This window comes from Aneurinibacillus migulanus, assembly GCF_001274715.1.
GTDB classification, from domain to species: Bacteria; Bacillota; Bacilli; order Aneurinibacillales; family Aneurinibacillaceae; genus Aneurinibacillus; species Aneurinibacillus migulanus.
Genome location: NZ_LGUG01000004.1, coordinates 2,214,699 through 2,232,235, shown reverse-complemented (window position 1 = coordinate 2,232,235; position 17,537 = coordinate 2,214,699). Strand labels below are relative to the sequence as shown.

The 17,537-nt window shown below is 45.6% G+C and carries 15 protein-coding genes; 6 read left to right on the top strand and 9 right to left on the bottom strand.

The window, feature by feature from the left end; genetic code table 11:
* On the bottom strand, positions 1 to 3,332 hold a 3,332-nt coding region (locus tag AF333_RS12770; RefSeq protein WP_053432690.1), incomplete at its 3' end, for a coiled-coil domain-containing protein.
* A 216-nt stretch (positions 3,333 to 3,548) separates the two neighbouring features.
* Between AF333_RS12770 and AF333_RS12765 the strand changes: the two genes are divergently transcribed.
* Positions 3,549 to 4,286, top strand: a complete 738-nt coding sequence (locus tag AF333_RS12765; RefSeq protein WP_043068950.1) for a BMQ_0737 family morphogenetic spore coat protein — start codon at positions 3,549 to 3,551, stop codon at positions 4,284 to 4,286.
* 80 nt (positions 4,287 to 4,366) lie between these two features.
* The gene (locus AF333_RS12760) at positions 4,367 to 4,975 is read left to right on the top strand and encodes a hypothetical protein (RefSeq protein ID WP_043068949.1); all 609 of its coding nucleotides are present in this window, start codon (positions 4,367 to 4,369) and stop codon (positions 4,973 to 4,975) included.
* 52 nt (positions 4,976 to 5,027) lie between these two features.
* Here the strand turns inward: AF333_RS12760 and AF333_RS12755 are convergent, their stop codons facing one another.
* Entirely contained in the window at positions 5,028 to 5,279 is a 252-nt protein-coding gene (locus tag AF333_RS12755) for an AbrB/MazE/SpoVT family DNA-binding domain-containing protein (RefSeq protein WP_152623463.1), read from the bottom strand.
* 337 nt (positions 5,280 to 5,616) lie between these two features.
* Here AF333_RS12755 and AF333_RS12750 point away from each other — a divergent pair, with 337 nt between their 5' ends.
* Positions 5,617 to 5,835 (top strand): hypothetical protein, encoded by a 219-nt coding sequence (locus AF333_RS12750; protein ID WP_043068948.1) that lies wholly within the window; start codon positions 5,617 to 5,619, stop codon positions 5,833 to 5,835.
* A 51-nt stretch (positions 5,836 to 5,886) separates the two neighbouring features.
* Here AF333_RS12750 and AF333_RS12745 read toward each other — a convergent pair whose 3' ends face one another.
* Complete coding sequence (locus AF333_RS12745; RefSeq protein WP_235356740.1) at positions 5,887 to 6,294, bottom strand: DUF2269 family protein; 408 nt, start codon at positions 6,292 to 6,294, stop codon at positions 5,887 to 5,889.
* A 213-nt stretch (positions 6,295 to 6,507) separates the two neighbouring features.
* Between AF333_RS12745 and AF333_RS12740 the strand changes: the two genes are divergently transcribed.
* On the top strand, positions 6,508 to 7,572 hold the full coding sequence (locus tag AF333_RS12740) for a CapA family protein (RefSeq protein WP_052812408.1): 1,065 nt from the start codon (positions 6,508 to 6,510) through the stop codon (positions 7,570 to 7,572).
* Here the strand turns inward: AF333_RS12740 and AF333_RS12735 are convergent.
* The gene (locus tag AF333_RS12735; protein ID WP_043068946.1) at positions 7,544 to 8,455 is read right to left on the bottom strand and encodes a LysR family transcriptional regulator; all 912 of its coding nucleotides are present in this window, start codon (positions 8,453 to 8,455) and stop codon (positions 7,544 to 7,546) included. The genes AF333_RS12740 and AF333_RS12735 overlap by 29 nt on opposite strands.
* A 126-nt stretch (positions 8,456 to 8,581) precedes the next feature.
* Here AF333_RS12735 and leuC point away from each other — a divergent pair, with 126 nt between their 5' ends.
* Together leuC and leuD are read left to right on the top strand one after the other, a co-directional pair.
* Positions 8,582 to 10,021: a 3-isopropylmalate dehydratase large subunit gene (gene leuC / locus AF333_RS12730; protein WP_043068945.1), complete on the top strand. Its 1,440-nt coding sequence runs from the start codon at positions 8,582 to 8,584 to the stop codon at positions 10,019 to 10,021.
* On the top strand, positions 10,008 to 10,616 hold the full coding sequence (gene leuD / locus AF333_RS12725; protein WP_043068944.1) for a 3-isopropylmalate dehydratase small subunit: 609 nt from the start codon (positions 10,008 to 10,010) through the stop codon (positions 10,614 to 10,616). The genes leuC and leuD overlap by 14 nt, the downstream gene beginning before the upstream one ends.
* A gap of 97 nt (positions 10,617 to 10,713) precedes the next feature.
* Here the strand turns inward: leuD and AF333_RS12720 are convergent, their stop codons facing one another.
* From AF333_RS12720 to parC, 5 genes are all read right to left on the bottom strand, one after another.
* Positions 10,714 to 11,025 carry a hypothetical protein gene (locus AF333_RS12720; RefSeq protein WP_043068943.1) on the bottom strand — a complete coding sequence of 104 codons (312 nt, stop codon included), beginning with the start codon at positions 11,023 to 11,025 and terminating at the stop codon, positions 10,714 to 10,716.
* Positions 11,026 to 11,140: 115 nt separating this feature from the next.
* Positions 11,141 to 13,039: an oligoendopeptidase F gene (gene pepF, locus AF333_RS12715; protein WP_052812407.1), complete on the bottom strand. Its 1,899-nt coding sequence runs from the start codon at positions 13,037 to 13,039 to the stop codon at positions 11,141 to 11,143.
* 405 nt (positions 13,040 to 13,444) lie between these two features.
* Positions 13,445 to 14,362: an aspartate carbamoyltransferase gene (gene pyrB, locus AF333_RS12710; protein WP_235356040.1), complete on the bottom strand. Its 918-nt coding sequence runs from the start codon at positions 14,360 to 14,362 to the stop codon at positions 13,445 to 13,447.
* Positions 14,363 to 14,478: 116 nt separating this feature from the next.
* On the bottom strand, positions 14,479 to 14,886 hold the full coding sequence (locus AF333_RS12705; protein ID WP_043068942.1) for a S1 RNA-binding domain-containing protein: 408 nt from the start codon (positions 14,884 to 14,886) through the stop codon (positions 14,479 to 14,481).
* Positions 14,887 to 15,044: 158 nt separating this feature from the next.
* Entirely contained in the window at positions 15,045 to 17,534 is a 2,490-nt protein-coding gene (parC, locus tag AF333_RS12700) for a DNA topoisomerase IV subunit A (RefSeq protein ID WP_043068941.1), read from the bottom strand.
* Between the last annotated feature and the right edge of the window lie 3 nt (positions 17,535 to 17,537).

Below are 17,537 nucleotides of genomic sequence, written 5' to 3'. Positions count from 1 at the left end.
GCAGTTGCAGTCAATAGTTTATCTTTTTTCTCCAACTCAGCTTGTGTATCATTTTCTTTCGCTTCATGCTGCTCTACTTTTTCCTGCAGTTGCAGTTGCAGCTCACTCAATAGTTTATCTTTTTTCTCCAACTCAGCTTGTGTATCATTTTCTTTCGCTTCATGCTGCTCTACTTTTTCCTGCAGTTGCAGTTGCAGCTCACTCAATAGTTTATCTTTTTTCTCCAACTCAGCTTGTGTATCATTTTCTTTCGCTTCATGCTGCTCTACTTTTTCCTGCAGTTGCAGTTGCAGCTCACTCAATAGTTTATCTTTTTTCTCCAACTCAGCTTGTGTATCATTTTCTTTCGCTTCATGCTGCTCTACTTTTTCCTGCAGTTGCAGTTGCAGCTCACTCAATAGTTTATCTTTTTTCTCCAACTCAGCTTGTGTATCATTTTCTTTCGCTTCATGCTGCTCTACTTTTTCCTGCAGTTGCAGTTGCAGCTCACTCAATAGTTTATCTTTTTTCTCCAACTCAGCTTGTGTATCATTTTCTTTCGCTTCATGCTGCTCTACTTTTTCCTGCAGTTGCAGTTGCAGCTCACTCAGCAGTTTATCTTTTTTCTCCAATTCGGCTTGTGTATCGTTCTCTCTCGCCTCATACTCGTCGATTTTGCTTTCCAGACGCAGCTTTTCATTTTTCAAACGAGTTTCTTTTTGCTTTAACCTGGCGATAAACTGCTCTTTTTCCTCCACTTCCGTCCGCACCTGCAACGCCTCGTCGTTTATTCTCTTCACTTGTTGCTGTAATTGCTCTACCTCAACTTTTAGCTGTTTTTTCTCCGTTTCATACTGCTCCGTTTTTTCCTGCAGTTGCAGTTGCAGCTCACTCAACAATTTATCTTTTTTCTCCAACTCAGCCTGCGTGTCATTAACTTGTGCCTCATATTCTTCGATTTTGTCTTCTAGGCGCCGTTTTTCATTTTTCAGGCGAGCTTCTTTTTGTTTCAGCCTAGCGATGAGTTGTTCTTTCTCTTCCACTTCCGTTTGCACTTGTATTGCTTCATCGTTCACCCCTCTAACCTGCTGTTTGAGCCGCTCAATTTCTGCTTTTAGCTGTTTTTTCTCCGCTTCATATTCCATCAACTTTTTCTCAAAGCGGTCATTCAATTCTACGATCGATTGCTCCCTGTTTATAAGCTGTGCCTGTGCCTGTTTCATATCCTCGCCGAATTGCTGCTGTAGTTGTTGGAGCGCTCTGTCCTTTTTATCCAATTCAATTTGTGTGCGTCCCATTTTTGCTGCATATTCATCAATTTGACTTTCCAGTTCTAGTTTTTCGCTTTTCAGGCGTGCTTCTCTCTGCTTCAGTCTGGTAATCAGATGCTCTTTTTCTTCCAACTCGGCCTGAATTTGCAGCGTTTCATCATTTACTCCTTTGACTTGATGCTTCAGCCGCTCGATTTCCGTTTTCCACTTTCTTCTCTCTGTTTCGTGTTCGGCTATTTTCTTCTCCAGTTGGCTATTTAGCTCGCTGACCTCCTGCTCTTTATGCAGCATTCTGGTTTGCGCTTCCTTTACTTCTTCCTCCAGTGCATACAAATGGTGTTGCAGTTGATCCGCGAACTTCTCCTGTTGAAATGCATTTTCGAGGGCATGCAAGACTTCCGCATCTCTTTCCTGGGTATCATACCGCTCGTTCTTTTGCACGAACTGAAGCTTAAGTTCTTCAATGAGCTGATCTTTTTCCATTAAATATTCCTGCGCTTGTAGCAGCTCTTCTTCTAGCTCATTAATATGCCGCTGGATTTGTTCATCAATCAGCTGCTCTTTCTCCATTAAACTTGATTCCGCACGCTTGATTTCTTCTTCGAGATATTTGATATGCTCTTGGATTTGTTCTTTTTCTGTTTCATATTGGATTAGTTTTTGCTCAAGCTGCAACTGCAACTCTTCAATCTGCCAGTCGCGTTCTTCTGCATATCGTCGCGCTTTTTCCAATTCTTCTTCGTACTGCGCAATTTGTCGCTGAAGCCGCTCCGTTTCACTCTCTTCCCTTTCTTCTGCACGCTGCTGCCTTGCCTGTTCAATCTGTGCCTCCAGTTCGGCGATACGCCCCTCTAGCTCCGCCTTCTCCGCCTCATACTGCGCTAATTTTTGTTCAAGTTGCTGCTGTAGCTCCTCAATCTGCCGATCGCGTTCTTCCGCATGTCGTTGCGCTCGTGTTAATTCTTCCTCATAATGCTCGATTTGCTGTTGCAGCTGTACTGCTTCCTCTTTTTCCCTTTCTTCGGTCGACTGCTGCTGTCTTACTTCCTCAATCTGTGCTTCCAGTTCAGCGATGCGTCTCTCAAGCTCTGCTTTTTCTGCTTCGTAACAAATCACTTGCTGTTGCAGTTGCTCAACTCGCTGCTCTCTTTCCTGCAAATCAGCTTCATGTTGCCGTGTCTTCTCTTCAAGCTGGAAGCGGATCTCTTCAACCAGCTGGTCCCTTTCCTGTAAGTCAGCTTCATGCTGCTGTGTCTTCTCTTCAAGCTGGGAACGGATCTCTTCAACCAGCAGATCTCTTTCCTGCAAGTCGGATTCATGCTGCCGCGACTTCTCCTCAAGCCGGGAACGGATCTCTTCAACCAGTTGGTCGCGTTCCTCGGCATGTCGTTGCGCTTTCGCTAATTCTTCTTCATATTGCTCGATTTGTTGCTGCAGCTCAATCGCGTATTGCTCCCTATCTTCCATTCGTTTCTGCCGTGTCTGTTCGATTTGCGCCTCTAGCTCTGTAATGCGCTCTTCCAGTTCTACCTTCTCAGCTTCATACCGAGCCACCTGCTGCCGAATTTTCTCGGCCTGCTGCTGAGTTTTCTGCAAAAACATATGAGCTTCTTCCAACTGACGTTCCCGTTCATCCAGTTGTGCCCGACAGGAGGTATTTTTCGTCTGCACTTCTTCTATATACTTTTTCCAATCTTTTTTCTCTGTTTCATATTGTACCGCCCTGCTTTCCAGAGTCTCGACTTTGTGCGTCAATGCTGCTACATTTTTCATAAGTAGCTCTTTTTCCTGAATGTGCTGGTTTCTTTCCTCACTTAGTTGTTCCAGGCGTCTGCTCTGCCCTTCTAACTCATCCTGCAGCCAAACAATTTCACCTTTCAATTCTTCCTGCTTTTTTCCGAATTCGCCGCTTTTCTTATATTGCTTCACTCTTGTTTTATAGCGGGAGAGCTCTGATTTATATCGGGATAGAATGACTTTATATCGGGAAAGTTCGGATTGCAGATTAATCAGCTTCTGTTTGAGCTGCAGATGACTTGAATCACCCGATTCGAACTCGGCTATAGAGTTATCTTTCATCATCAATCACCTCTTTTAGATGTATACCCCTTGGTCCTCTCTATTTTTATGCACCTGTCTAGGTTGAGGTGAAGTTATTTGTCAAGAATGCTGGGCAAATTTTCTGCTTTTGCCCTCCACAAAAAAAAAATCCGCATATGCCTAGAACTGTCCTCCGGCTTTACCCATAAGATAAATTAGTTCTAATCCCCACCCACACTTCAGAAAGGATGGTTATGCATGCATACTAACCATGATTTTATTCCTGAAGCGATCCAAGGAGCGCAAGAAGAGACCGTATGTATCAAGGTGAATAAAGTGTTTGACTGGGTTACCCGCCAGGTGGACGTTCCGCTTATTAGTCAACGCGATCTTCTGGGAACCGTGTTCCCTAATTGCTCTTTGCCCGTTGGATTGACGACTCAGGATGTTGCAAGATTTGGTACAGTCGATTGCTTCTTATCAGATGAACAAGGAAGGCCGCTTGATCCATTAGAAGAAGGCTCTATCTGCTGCGTTGAAATTTCGCAGCCAGGAGGCCGCCAAGATGTGCAGGTTACGTTACCTTCAGGTCAAGTCGTTACGCTGCAAAAAGTGAAAGTATTGAAAAAAGGATTTGTCACTGTCGTCTTGAAAGTTCTGCCTGCTCTGTGCACCACGCCCACTATCTGCTGCGTGACACAGCCGTTCCAGGTCGCAGAAAAATTCTTCCTGTGCGCGCCTCACGGAACGTTCCTGCAGTGCCATATTACGGATTTTGAATGCGATGCTCAGCTTATATTTTTCCCAGGTACCGGTACCGGCGGCGCCGATGAATTCCAGCTTGATATTTCTATTAATATGTGCCAAGACATTCAAATGGAAGCATTGGTTAAACTCGAAGTTATGGCTAATTTTTGCCAACCAAGGTTGGAACTTCCATTCGAATGCCCGCCACGTCCGTTTCCACCGCAGTGCCCGACCGTTTTCCCTGGTTAATCGACACGCTTTACAGGCAGGAAGAGAAATTCATTCTCTTCTTGCCTGCTTATTTTAATTTTTAATACGAGGAGAATAGAATGGACACGAAACATACGCAAACCGTCTTATCTTACTGTGCCGAGCTTTCACGCTATGTCGCCTTAATCAAACAGGAGTTGACCAAGCCCAGCAGCGTGGAAAGCGAAAAACGGGGACAAGAAACAGGCCGGGAAGCGGGAATAGGCAGTACAGCCTTTTTTACTTATTCGGTGATTTTGCCAGACAATGGTGAAGAAGAAAACGATGTGCTTGTAATGGGTGATTTTATTGTAAAAAACACAGGAAGTGAGACTTTGCACGCTCCGGTGATTTGCATCCGTATCTCTCCTGCCGGAGCAGGTGTATTGAGCGGTAAAATAAGAACGAATAAGAAGCGGGCATCTTTTTTTATTGAGGCAAACCATACGAATGAATGGCATTATGCGGGGCAGAACGAAGCAGAACGTGAGAAGACGAATGGAGAGTACTGGCTGGCCCCAAATTTCTGCAGCGAATTGGCTGCAGGTGAGAGCCTGGCTTTTTCCAATTTCACGTTAAGTCTCGCTAAGCCATCCGAAAGCAACTCTATTATTGTGGAAGGATTTGCTTATTTCAAAGAACAAAATGAAGGTATCACTTCTCTGAACAACATCGTAATTAACTTTTGAATACAAAGAGCCGGAATCAGCAAACGATTCCGGCTCTTTGTATTGTAGCTTATTATTCCATTGTCTTGAGATTAGTAAGGCAACTTTTGCAAATATTGCGGCCTCGGTAAGCGGTAATATTCTCAGCTGAATCGCAAAAAATGCAAGCCGGAGCGTACCGCTTTAAAATAATCTTCTCATCATCTACAAAAATTTCCAGGCCATCTTTCTCTGCTATGCCTAGGTTACGGCGCAACTCAATCGGAATAACCACCCTACCTAATTCATCCACTTTCCGCACCACACCGGTCGCTTTCATTGCCATTTGTATTCCCTCCTATATTTGCCAATGCATTTACTGACTTATTCTTACTTAAATTCTATCAAGTCTGTCGTTACTTAACAGTGCAAATATTGCATGGAATTGGTAATAGTCCCTTTTACTTGAATTACTGTATCTTAAAAGTATTCGTTTTTTCATGATTGTATTTGTTCGGGACTTTTCACGCATTGCTCTGCCCGGCCAAGCATGGCATGATAACTATAATCCTTACAGGCAATAAGCAGGCAAAACATTTGCTCGTTCTTCTGGTCAAAAGATGAGCCTACACTTCGAATGTAATATCTATGGACACATACATCATAGGGTGGTGACAATTAATATGTTCAAGAAATTGCGTGAAATGATGAGTGGCTCGCCGAAACCGGAAGACGGATGGGTGGTCGTATTCCTCGACCGAAACGACTTCCGCCTACAGGCGATGCAGCAACGATTGGAAGAGCGAGGAATTCGTTCTCTCATAGAGCGGCACTCCGCTATCTATGTGCATGAGAGCGAACTGGAAGAAGCGAAGCAAACTGTGGCGGAATGGGTGAACTAGCCGCCAAACAAAAAACCGGAGCGGAATATCTGCTCCGGTTTTTTGTTGCAGCTAGAATGGCTTGTTCATCATCATAAACGCAATACAGCCCATCAAAAAGATGGAGAAGATGCCGACACATAAATTTTGGAATCGAAGTGTTTTTAACTCTTTCTCGGCATGAACTTTGCGGCTGTCCGCCACTTCTCGAAGCCCTCGCATTAAGAATCGCTTCAACATATAGAATACGAACATATAAAGAAGCATTGATACAAGTAACCACATCTGCATTAAGTATTGAAACGACGTGACAAAGAAAAACGCCAGGCCGGTTCCCCATAATATAATATCCGCTGTAATATCCAGCTTACGATACGTTACAAGGAAGCGCCGGGTCTGTTCCACGTCCTTCAATCTAGGAATCAGGAACAGGACAGCAAGCTTAGCGGCAACCCCCAGTAAATGGAATGTGAGCACCACATAGAACAACGGCTCTCATCCTTTCTATTCTTATTGGTTGTCCTTATTGTACTATGCACCGCACAGGACGACCAGCCATATTTCTGGAAATGCAATGGACATTGTCAATTCGATAATTTTGAGATTTCGTGCTTATTTCATACCAGCAAATATGGTATGATGCAAGAATGTAGAAAGGAAATATAAGGAATGCATAATAGGGAGAATGAGAAGATGAGAGAAACAAAAAAACGCCTGCTGGCCGTGCTTGGTGCAGGCGCAACTTGTCTTGGCCTTTTGCTCGGAAGCCTTACATTCATGGCCGATGCCCAAACGAATAACCAGGACGTTATGATGACCAGCTTCGATAAAGTCACGCTCACATTCGTAGGAGATATGCAGTTTACCGGAACAGTCAACGACCAAATAAAGAAGAACGGAACGGCTTATCCATTTGCCAAGGTAACGCCAGTTCTATCCCGGGCCGATCTTGCTGTCGGTAACTTGGAGACAACGCTCACGACCGGTGGCACCGCACAGAGTAAACAATTCACATTCCGTTCTGATCCTCGTATGGCTCAAGCGATGGCTGCAAGCGGATTGGACGCGGTCGGACTTGCGAATAATCATACGCTGGATTTCGGCTTGAATGCGCTGTACGATACGATTGGACATGTTAAACAAGCCGGATTACTCCCCCTCGGTGCTGGAAAAAACCGGACTGAAGCAACGCAAATTCATTACATAAAGAAAAAAGGCAAGACGATTGCGCTGCTTAATTATAGCCGGGTTCTGCCTTCGGCCTCCTGGATGGCCGGAGAGAAAAAACCGGGCCTAGCCAGTGCGTATGATCCGAAAATCATGTATGACAAAGTCAAAGAAGCGAAAAAGAAAGCCGATATTGTTGTTGTCTTCATCCATTGGGGCAAAGAACGCATCACAACACCGGAAACCTATCAGACGGAAATGGGGCATACGCTCATTGATGCGGGAGCAGACCTCGTCGTTGGTCATCACTCCCACATCATGCAGCCGGTGGAGTGGTACAAAGGCAAGCTGATTGCCTATTCGCTCGGTAACTTTATATTTACCAATAGCAGAATGGATCGCTCCAATCAATCGGCCATCCTGGAAGTATCGGTAAGTGATAAGCGCATCCAGGCAGGTCTGATTCCGGTTCGGATTACAAACGGACAACCACGGCCAATCGAAGGAGCGGAAAAAGCAGAGTTCCTGCGCTTCATGGATCAACTCTCACGTAAAGCCACAGTTAAAAGCGATGGGACGCTTGCTCCATAGCAACCAGCACTTCTTGAACCGTGTCAAGAAATACCCGGCTGGCTCGTGAGCGATACCGTCCGCGGCGATACGCCATTACCAATGTACGGCAAGGCGTAGGATTGCGTAGTGCCACATATCGAGGAAGCAACGGCTCCGTAGAAAGCCTGGTTACCATCTTCGGCACGAATGCAATGCCCATACCAGCCGCTACGAGCGATTGCACGGTTTCAATATTGCTGCTCTCAAACACGACACGCGGCACAAAACCTGCATCTTCACACCATCCTGAGGCTAGGGTACGAAAACCCTGGCCTTTTTTTAGCATAATAAATGCTTCATCCTTCAACTCCCGAATCTCTGCATCTTCCCTCTGGCTTAGCGGATGATCCGGTGGCACAGCCAAACAGATTTCTTCTTCGAGAATCGGCTCCCATTCCAGGTTCGGATCTGCAAGCGGCAATGACAGCAGACTCATTTCTGTCTTTCCCCGCGCCGTTAGTTGCTCAAGTGCTCTTGTCGCTTCTTCAATAAGACGCACCTGAATGCCGGGATATTTCTTTTTGAATACCGGCAGTACAAGCGGCAAAATGTGCGCGCCGGTAATAGGCAAACTTCCGACCGTAAGCCCGCCTTTCTCCAATTCCGCCATATCCTGCATTTCTTTTTTCAACTGCTCGATAGAATCGAGAATTTTCGATGCCGACTCATAGAACCTCTCACCTGCATCCGTTAGGCGTATTGAACTCGTTGAACGCTCGAATAAGATAATATTAATTTCTTTTTCAAGCTTGGCGATTTGTTGGCTAAGTGACGGTTGGGCAAGATGAAGTTTATCTGCCGCGCGTGAAAAGCTCTTCTCTTCCGCGATGGTCACCGCATATAACAATTGTCTGAGCTCCATATTCAACCTCCCTCTCTTATCTTTATAGGTAAATCCTATGTAAATTATTAATATTATATCTTTGAACATTTGTTTTTTCTATGTTAAAACTTATATAAAGATTAAAAAAACAAAGGGGAGAGATGAATGAGAGCACGTACGATGTTTGAAAAAATCTGGGACAACCATGTTATCTATGCTGAAGAAAACAAGCCCAGCCTGTTATACATCGATTTACAGCTTGTACATGAAGTAACATCGCCACAGGCGTTTGAAGGTCTGCGCCTTGCCGGGCGCCCGGTACGCCGTCCTGATTTAACATTTGCAACTATCGATCATAACGTACCGACCACAGACCGTTCCCTGCCGATCGAAGACCCAATTTCTCGTCAACAAATTGAGACACTGCAGGCGAACTGTAAAGAATTTGGCGTTACACTCTATGATTTAGACAGCCCAGAGCAAGGTGTCGTGCACGTAATGGGTCCAGAACTGGGGCTTACCCATCCTGGCAAAACCATTGTATGCGGGGATAGCCACACTTCGACGCACGGAGCGTTCGGTGCACTTGCGTTTGGTATCGGAACAAGCGAAGTGGAGCATGTACTGGCGACACAATGTTTGCAACAAAAAAAGCCGAAAACGCTTGAAGTACACGTAGATGGGGACCTCCCGCTCGGCGTAACAGCGAAAGACTTAATTCTCGCCATCATCGCCAAGTGGGGCACCGACTTTGCGACTGGGTATGTTATTGAATACACTGGAGATGCAATCAAAAACCTCTCCATGGAAGAACGGATGACCGTCTGCAACATGTCCATCGAAGCCGGAGCTCGTGCGGGACTTATCGCACCGGATGAAACAACATTCTCTTACCTGGAAGGACGCCGTTTCGCGCCGAAGGGCGAAGAATGGAATAAAGCCATCGCGGCCTGGAAGGAACTTGTCACAGACGAAGGTGCCGAGTATGATCGCCGTGTTGTAATCAAAGCTGCGGAAATCGAGCCGCAAGTGACCTGGGGTACCAGCCCGAGCATGGGTATCGGCATAAATGGTGTCGTTCCGGCACCGGAAGATTTCACGACCGAGAACGAACGTAAAGCAACGCAGAATGCACTTGCCTATATGGGCCTTGAAGCGCACACTCCAATTACCGAGGTTGAAATTGATCGCGTATTTATCGGCTCCTGTACGAATGGCCGTATCGAGGATTTACGCGCCGCGGCCAAAATCGCTAACGGTCACAAAGTAGCTTCAAATGTAAATGCCATGGTCGTCCCTGGCTCCGGTATGGTTAAAGAACAAGCAGAAAAAGAAGGACTTCATACGATTTTTATCGAAGCTGGCTTTGAGTGGCGCGAACCAGGCTGCAGTATGTGCCTGGCGATGAATCCAGACGTACTGTCACCGGGCGAACGCTGTGCCTCTACATCAAACCGCAACTTCGAAGGCCGTCAGGGCCGCGGCGGACGTACGCACTTGGTCAGCCCTGAAATGGCTGCTGCCGCAGCTATCGCAGGCCGCTTTGTCGATGTACGTAAGTGGGAAGTCAAAGAAAGAGAGGAGAAAGCACATGGAACCGTTTAAAAAAATTACAAGTGTGGTCGCTCCGCTCGACCGCGTTAATGTAGATACAGACGCTATTATCCCTAAACAATTTTTGAAGCGCATTGAGCGGACCGGCTTCGGGCAATTCCTGTTCTACGAATGGCGCTTTGATGAGCAGGAGAATGTGAATCCGGATTTCGAGTTGAATAAACCGCAATATAAAGACGCACACATTTTGATCGCACGCAATAATTTCGGTTGTGGCTCTTCCCGGGAGCATGCGCCATGGGCACTTTTGGACTATGGGTTCAAAGTGATTATCGCACCATCATTCGCGGACATTTTCCATAATAACTGCTTCAAGAATGGTATTCTACCGATCGTGCTGCCGGAAGAAACCGTGGAACAACTGTTCCAAAATGTTGCGAGTCAAGAAGGGTACGCAGTAACGGTTGATTTAGAGAAGAATGTGATTACTGATGGCAACGGCCTCGAAGTTCCATTCAGTGTCGATGCATATCGTCGTGAGTGCCTGTTGCAAGGCTTGGACGATATTGGCGTTACACTGATGCAGGAAGACAAAATCGCCGAATACGAAAAAAGTTATCCAAGCTATTATAAAATCACCCAATAATTAGGAAAGAGAACAGGTGATTATTTTCCTGTTCTCTTTCTTCCGGGTTGTATCACTTGAAAAACTCGTGTGACAATGTCCACGAGTTTTTCTTATTTTATTCTTCCCGCGGAGCCCCATAGTATGGGCCGGGAGTACCAGCAGCATATGGATAGGGCGCAGGATACGGGTAGGGTGATGGATAAGGTGCAGGATACGGATACGGGATATACTTAGGTCTGTTGTAATTATATAAAAGCGGCGTCAAAAACAAGAAAGGGATAATCGGCCAAATACTGCGCTCATCATGTGTATAACCGTGATGATACGAATGTGAAATTGGTTGAGCGTAATACGGATATGCAAACGCGTCCGCTTGATACGGTTCATGAGCAAAAGACGGCTGATGATTGTTTTCGATATTTTCCATAATAGTCCCCCACATTCTCAAAGTAGTTTTCATATGCTACTACACTATGAGAATTGCGGGCGGATGCCCCTGATTTTATTCAAAATAGGCGTGAGCCTATCTTGCGTGATGAAAGTTATTTAGCCTTAGACAATTCATTTGCCAGTCTCTCCAGCTCTTCAAGCGTCTCCTCAAATACATCAAGGGCACGGGAGATAACGTGTGGGTCGCGCAAGTTCACTCCGGCCTGCGCCAATGCATCTAGTGATGGCTTGGCTCCGCCTGTCCTAAGAAAGTCCAAGTACTTCTCCTGTGCCTTTCCTTCTCCCTTCAACAGCTCGTCAGCCAGTACGGTTGCTGCAGAAAAACCGGTAGCATACTGATAGACATAAAAATTCTTATAGAAATGTGGAATGCGTGCCCACTCTACTCCGACAAGTGGATCTATGACAAGCGACGGCCCATAATATTCTCCAACTAGCTTGCGGTATTGCTGAGCTAAGTAGTCGGCTGTAAGCGTCTCTCCTGCCTCCGCCACCCGATGAATATCTCGTTCGAACTCTGCAAGCAGAGTCTGAGTGAACAGTGTGCCCTGAAAAGTATCTAAATAACGATTTAAGAGCGCCGCTTTTTCCTCCGGCTCCTTCGCCTGTGCAATCCATCCGCGTAGCAGCATGGATTCGTTAACGGTTGAAGCTACTTCTGCAACGAACACACCATAGCCTGCATCCAAATAGTCCTGCGTCTCATTGGCGTAATAGGAATGCATTGCATGCCCGAGTTCATGCGCCATTGTTAGCACATCATCCAATCTACCATGATAATTCAGCAGTACATACGGCGGATATCCGTATACGGCTGTCTGATATGCCCCCCCTGTCTTATTCTTGCGACTGTATACATCCATCCAGCGATTCGTGAATGCTTCATCCAATCTGCGTCGATAATCAGGACCTAGCGGCGCTAATCCTTCGCGTACCTTCGTTTTTGCTTCATCCAATGAATACTCCCGATTTTTATCAGGAAACAACGGAACGTATAAATCGTATTTATGTACTGCAGGCAGGCCAAGCAGTTTCTTCCGCAACGCCGCGTAACGATGAAGCAGGGTAACACGTCTTCGAACCGTCGAGATTACATTATCATACACACTCTCCGGTATATCCGCCGCATGCAGCGCAGCATAGCGTGCTGAGGGATAATTCCGTGCCTTTGCATAAGCAATATGCTTGCGCACCTCTCCTTGCAACAGAGATGCAAACGTATTTTGATACTGCCCGTATGTACCGTATGTTGCTTCGAATGCACGACGCCGCAGCTCACGATTCGGAGAAGTAAGCAAAGAAGCATAATTGGTACGGTTTATTTGTACTTTTTTACCATTGATATCCTGGATAGCGGGAAACACGAGATCTGAATCTAGCAAATATCGATATGTCTGCCCCGCCACACCCGTAGCTTCACTTGTCAATGCAAGTAGCCGCTCTTCTTTCTCTGACAGAATGTGCGCCTTTTCTTTGCGCAATTCACGGATGTATCGCTTGTATCGTTCCAGTTTTTTTTCCTGCCTGTATATTTTTTTAAGCTTCGCATCATCCATTGCGGCCAATTCAGAAGCAGTAAACGATGTAGCCAGCGTTAATTTTTGCGCTACCTGACGCACCTTATCAAGCCGTCGCTGGTTCTCTGGATTTACCGTATCGGTATCAAAGAGTAAATGTGCATACGTATATGCTTTTTCAAGCTTTCGCATGATACTCTCTTCTTGATTTAACATCGCATACAATTGCTTTGCATTTGCAAGCTTTCCTTTGTATGCAGCAAGTTTGCCAATTTCCTCCTCCACATGGCGGATGTCTGCCTGCCATGCAGCCTCATTCGGATAAAGACGGCTTACATCCCATGTATCCGCCGTATTTGCTTGCGCTTGCCCCGCTGCCGCTTGCAAAGAAGAAGCCGAGAACCAGTCAATCTGTCCAAGGAACAACAGGACGCATACAATGCCTGTAAGTGTGCCAAACCATATCCTGCGCATACATATCCCTTCTTTCTTATCTGTTGTTAAACATATTTTTAGCAAGTAAGGGATAAAATATTTATTGTGCCTTTTTTCACCTTTCTTTTATAATACATTACCGTACGTATTATCATTAAGGATTTAACCGAGCCTGCAGCGCCAAAAGATGTCTATGATGAATTGCAGACCAAAGGTATTTCGGTAGATGTCCTTATCAATAATGCAGGGTTTGGGTTGTTTGGAGAGTTTATAGAGACAAGCCTTGAACAGGAGGTGGAATACGCGAGTGTTACCGCTCTGTTTTGTTCTGGACACGTATCATTTTTTGCAATAAAAAAGATAGATTCCTTTTAACTAATCTATCTTTTTTATTGCCTTCATGGTTTTACTGACGGTTTACTTTACATGTATTCAATGTGTTGATTATGAAAAACACTTATCGATGAGAGCCATGCGAACGAATAAGCCGTTCTGCGCCTGTCGGAAGTAGGCGGCACGCGGGTCTTCATCCACCTCTACCGCAATCTCACCTGCGCGCGGCAGCGGATGAAGGATGATGCTATCCTGCTTCATTTTTGCAAGTATCTTGCGGTCGATGATGTATTTACCGCTGGCCTTTTCGTATTCATCAAGTGAAGTAAAGCGCTCTTTCTGAATGCGCGTTTGGTACAATACATCAGCGGTTTCCGCTACCTTCTCCAAATCATGTTCTTCTTCGTATGTAATCCCCTTTTCGTCCAAATACTTCTTAACGTATGTCGGAATTTGTACGTTTTCTGGGGCAGTAAAAGAAATGTGAATCCCTTTGTAATTGGCCAGCAAGTATGACAGCGAATGGACGGTCCGCCCGTTCGCTAAATCTCCGATCATGACAACATGCAAGTTATCGAGACGTCCTAATTCTTTTTCAATCGTATACAAATCCAAAAGAGACTGTGTAGGATGCTCGCCCGCCCCGTCTCCAGCATTAAGAACCGGTACAGTAGCCACCGCTGCAGCACGCTCTGCGGCTCCAATATCCGTATGCCGGATGACAATCACGTCGCTATAGCCGGACACAACTCGAATGGTATCCTCAAGTGTTTCTCCTTTAATCGTTGACGAGAATTGGGCCGCATTTTCGGTGCCGATAACTTTGCCGCCAAGACGCGACATCGCTGATTCGAACGATAGACGCGTCCGAGTGCTCGGTTCAAAAAATAACGTTGTCATTACTTTATTACTGTAACAATCACTGCCGCCCTCTTCCACGACTCGCTCCATACGGTGGGTATTCTCGAAAATCTCATCCAGCATTGGACGGGTAAACTGTTTGGCTCCTAATACATGGTATAGTGACACAATACGTCTCTCCTTTATGATGTAATTTTACGTTTCCGTCCTTTCTTCATACGCATAGAAAACCACTCTGACTTACATCAGAGTGGTTGATTTACCATGGTAATGAGAAGGCCCGTTTAACGTCTTTTTTCGCGTTTACCCAGGTCGCCCATTTTGTCTTCGCTTGTTTTCATCCAACGTTTCATCATCGATTCGAAATCTTCTCTCGAATTGTTGTTGTTGGAACGTCCGCCCGAACCACCTCGATGGTCATCGCGCTTCTTAAATGGACGGCGGTCTTCCTTTTTCTCCTCATGAATTCTCATGGTTAAGGAAATTTTACCGTCGCTTTTAATCTCCAGCACCTTAACGGTCACTTTGTCGCCGACTTTGACAAACTGGTTAATATCTTCTACATAAGAGGAGGCGATTTGCGAGATATGAACAAGACCTTGTTTGTTTTCTCCGATATTAACAAAAGCGCCAAAAGATTGAACTCCTACCACGGTACCTTCTAAAATATTGCCGACAGCGATGTTACTCAAAAAATGTTCCCCCTAAAAGAATTTACTATACAATTACTATACATGAAACAAAAAGAATAATAAAGAACTTTGCGTTCTGCGATTTCGGACAAAACGTGCCTTGTTTCTTTATTACATTATTCCCATTTCGACAAAAAGGTACACTTTCCTGCTTATGCTTAAGAATTCTGCGCAACTTCTTCATCGCGATCTTCTTTTACACGTGCGATCCTGTATATGTGAATAAGCTCTTCTCCGGATTCCAGTGTAACTACCGTACGTCCAATCGACCCTTGATCGTTAACTGATAGACTTTCCTGATATGATTCCCATTCTATCGGAAGCATGCGTCCTGCACTTGTCCGAGCTACAAGGTCATGCTCCATTTCGTCTTCAAGGAACACGGTTTTTACTTCATGTGGCTGCACTTTGCGACGACGGATGATGAGGAGTCCTTTTCCGCCACGACCTTGTGCCGTAAATTGGGCAACGAACGTACGCTTGGCGACCCCTTCCTTTGTCACAATCTGCAGGACCTCTTCCCTCTCTGGAGAGAGAATGAATGACCCTACAATCTGCTCGTCTTCTTCAAGCTTCATGCCGCGTACACCAGCTGTATTCCGTCCGGTGAAAGGCACATCGGAAACGGGGAACCGGATCGCCATGCCACCGGATGAGACAAGCAGGAACTCCCCGTCTTCCCGACATAGATGCACCGCTTGAATCCTATCGTCATCCTTCACTTTCGCCGCAACAATTCCACGTTTTTTCTGCGTTTTGCTGTACTCTTCCACTTTAGTACGCTTAACCATACCGCTCTCTGTCACGAATGCAAATGATTCATTCATTATTGTTTCTAATGAGTCTATTGTGTAGGCAGAAACGATTTTTTCTTCCTTGCCAAGCGATACAACATTTACCAGGCTTGTACCGATGTCCTTCCAGCGTCCATCCGGTAATTCATGCACAGACAACTGGTAGAACTGACCATGGCTTGTAAATAAAAGCAATTGATGGATCGTGTTTGTCTTAAAAAGATAACGAACAGAGTCTCCTTCTTTCAGCCCTGTCGTTTCAATAGATGCACCGGAGCTATTGAATGAACGCATTGACGTACGCTTAATATACTGGTCTTCCGTGATTGTCACAATCACATCTTCAGCAGGAACAGTAATAGAGATATCAACCTCAATGCTCTCAATTTCATCTTCGAGTTCAGTTCGACGATCGCTTCCATACTTATCGCGAATTTCTGTCAGCTCCGTTTCGAGCACCTTGTTCAGCTTCTTCTCGCTCTTCAGGATACCTTCAAAAACCATAACCTTCTTCCGTAACTCTTTTTCTTCTTTTTCATATTTCTTAATGTCAAGACGCGTCAGTTGGTGCAATCGAATATCAAGAATCGCTTCTGCCTGTTCATACGTAAAGTCAAAGCGTTCCATCAAGCGTTGACGTGCGTCTTCCCGTCCATCCGAGTCCATAATTGTGTCAATAACCTGACGCAAAATAGAGATGGCCTTAATAATTCCTTCTACTATATGCAGACGCTTCTGTGCTCGCTCCAAATCATAGGTTGTACGCTTCGTAATGACTTCTTTCTGATGGGCGATATAGGCAGCCAAAATCCCTTTAAGTCCAAGTTGCTGAGGACGTTCATCTGCGATGACGAGCATATTAAAACTATAAGAAATCTGCAAATCGGTTTTTTTGAATAAGTAATTTAGGATGCCATCAATATCAGCGTCCTTGCGTACTTCAAGTACAATACGCAGCCCCTGGCGATCCGTTTCGTCCCGCACTTCCATTAGGCCGTCAACATTTTTCTCCAGGATCTCCTCTTCTATTTGTGTTACAAGCGCTTTTTTCTTGACCGTATACGGTATCTCATCGACAACAATAAGCTGGCGGCCCTGCTTTCCACTCTCAATGTGTGTTTTAGAGCGGATAATGATGCGTCCTGCACCTTTCTCATAAGCTTTGCGAATCTCTTCCTTCCCCTGGATAATGCCGCCGCCCGGCAAATCTGGACCTGGAATGTATGTCATCAGCTCAGCTAGCGAAAGCTCCGGATTGTTAAGCAGGGCCATCGTACCATCAATAACTTCGCGCAGATTATGGGTAGGGATCTCCGTAGCAAATCCGATGGAGATACCCGTTACCCCATTAACAAGCAGGTTTGGAAACCGTGCCGGTAGTACGACAGGCTCTTTGGTGGTGTTATCATAGTTCGGAATGAATTCTACAGTATTTTTTTCAATATCGCGTGCCATCTCCATCGCGATTGGCATCAAGCGCGCCTCTGTGTAGCGCATCGCTGCGGCACTATCGCCGTCAACCGTACCCCAATGACCGTGACCGTCAATGAGCGGCTCACGCATTTTATGCGGTTGTACGAGATTTACCATCGTTTCGTAAATAGATGTATCACCGTGCGGATGATAATTTCCCATCACATCCCCGACCGTTTTCGCTGACTTACGGTATGGACGATCCGGTGTGTTCTTCTCCTTATACATCGAGTACAGCACCCGGCGCTGTACGGGTTTTAAGCCATCCCGTACGTCCGGAATGGCTCTCGAAAGAATAATATAGCGGGCGTAATCGCTGAACCGTGAACGATACACGTCCCGTACACTCATCTGCAAGTACTGTTCATGCGGCAGTGACATCGA

Coding starts and splice junctions, on each gene's coding strand:
- AF333_RS12750 (WP_043068948.1), top strand. CDS start 5,617: ATGTTCAAGAAATTGCGTGAAATGATGAGTGGCTCGCCGAAACCGGAA.
- leuD (WP_043068944.1), top strand. CDS start 10,008: ATGGAACCGTTTAAAAAAATTACAAGTGTGGTCGCTCCGCTCGACCGC.
- AF333_RS12755 (WP_152623463.1), bottom strand. CDS start 5,279: ATGGCAATGAAAGCGACCGGTGTGGTGCGGAAAGTGGATGAATTAGGT.
- AF333_RS12720 (WP_043068943.1), bottom strand. CDS start 11,025: ATGGAAAATATCGAAAACAATCATCAGCCGTCTTTTGCTCATGAACCG.
- leuC (WP_043068945.1), top strand. CDS start 8,582: ATGAGAGCACGTACGATGTTTGAAAAAATCTGGGACAACCATGTTATC.
- parC (WP_043068941.1), bottom strand. CDS start 17,534: ATGTCACTGCCGCATGAACAGTACTTGCAGATGAGTGTACGGGACGTG.
- AF333_RS12735 (WP_043068946.1), bottom strand. CDS start 8,455: ATGGAGCTCAGACAATTGTTATATGCGGTGACCATCGCGGAAGAGAAG.
- AF333_RS12760 (WP_043068949.1), top strand. CDS start 4,367: ATGGACACGAAACATACGCAAACCGTCTTATCTTACTGTGCCGAGCTT.
- AF333_RS12765 (WP_043068950.1), top strand. CDS start 3,549: ATGCATACTAACCATGATTTTATTCCTGAAGCGATCCAAGGAGCGCAA.
- AF333_RS12740 (WP_052812408.1), top strand. CDS start 6,508: ATGAGAGAAACAAAAAAACGCCTGCTGGCCGTGCTTGGTGCAGGCGCA.
- pepF (WP_052812407.1), bottom strand. CDS start 13,039: ATGCGCAGGATATGGTTTGGCACACTTACAGGCATTGTATGCGTCCTG.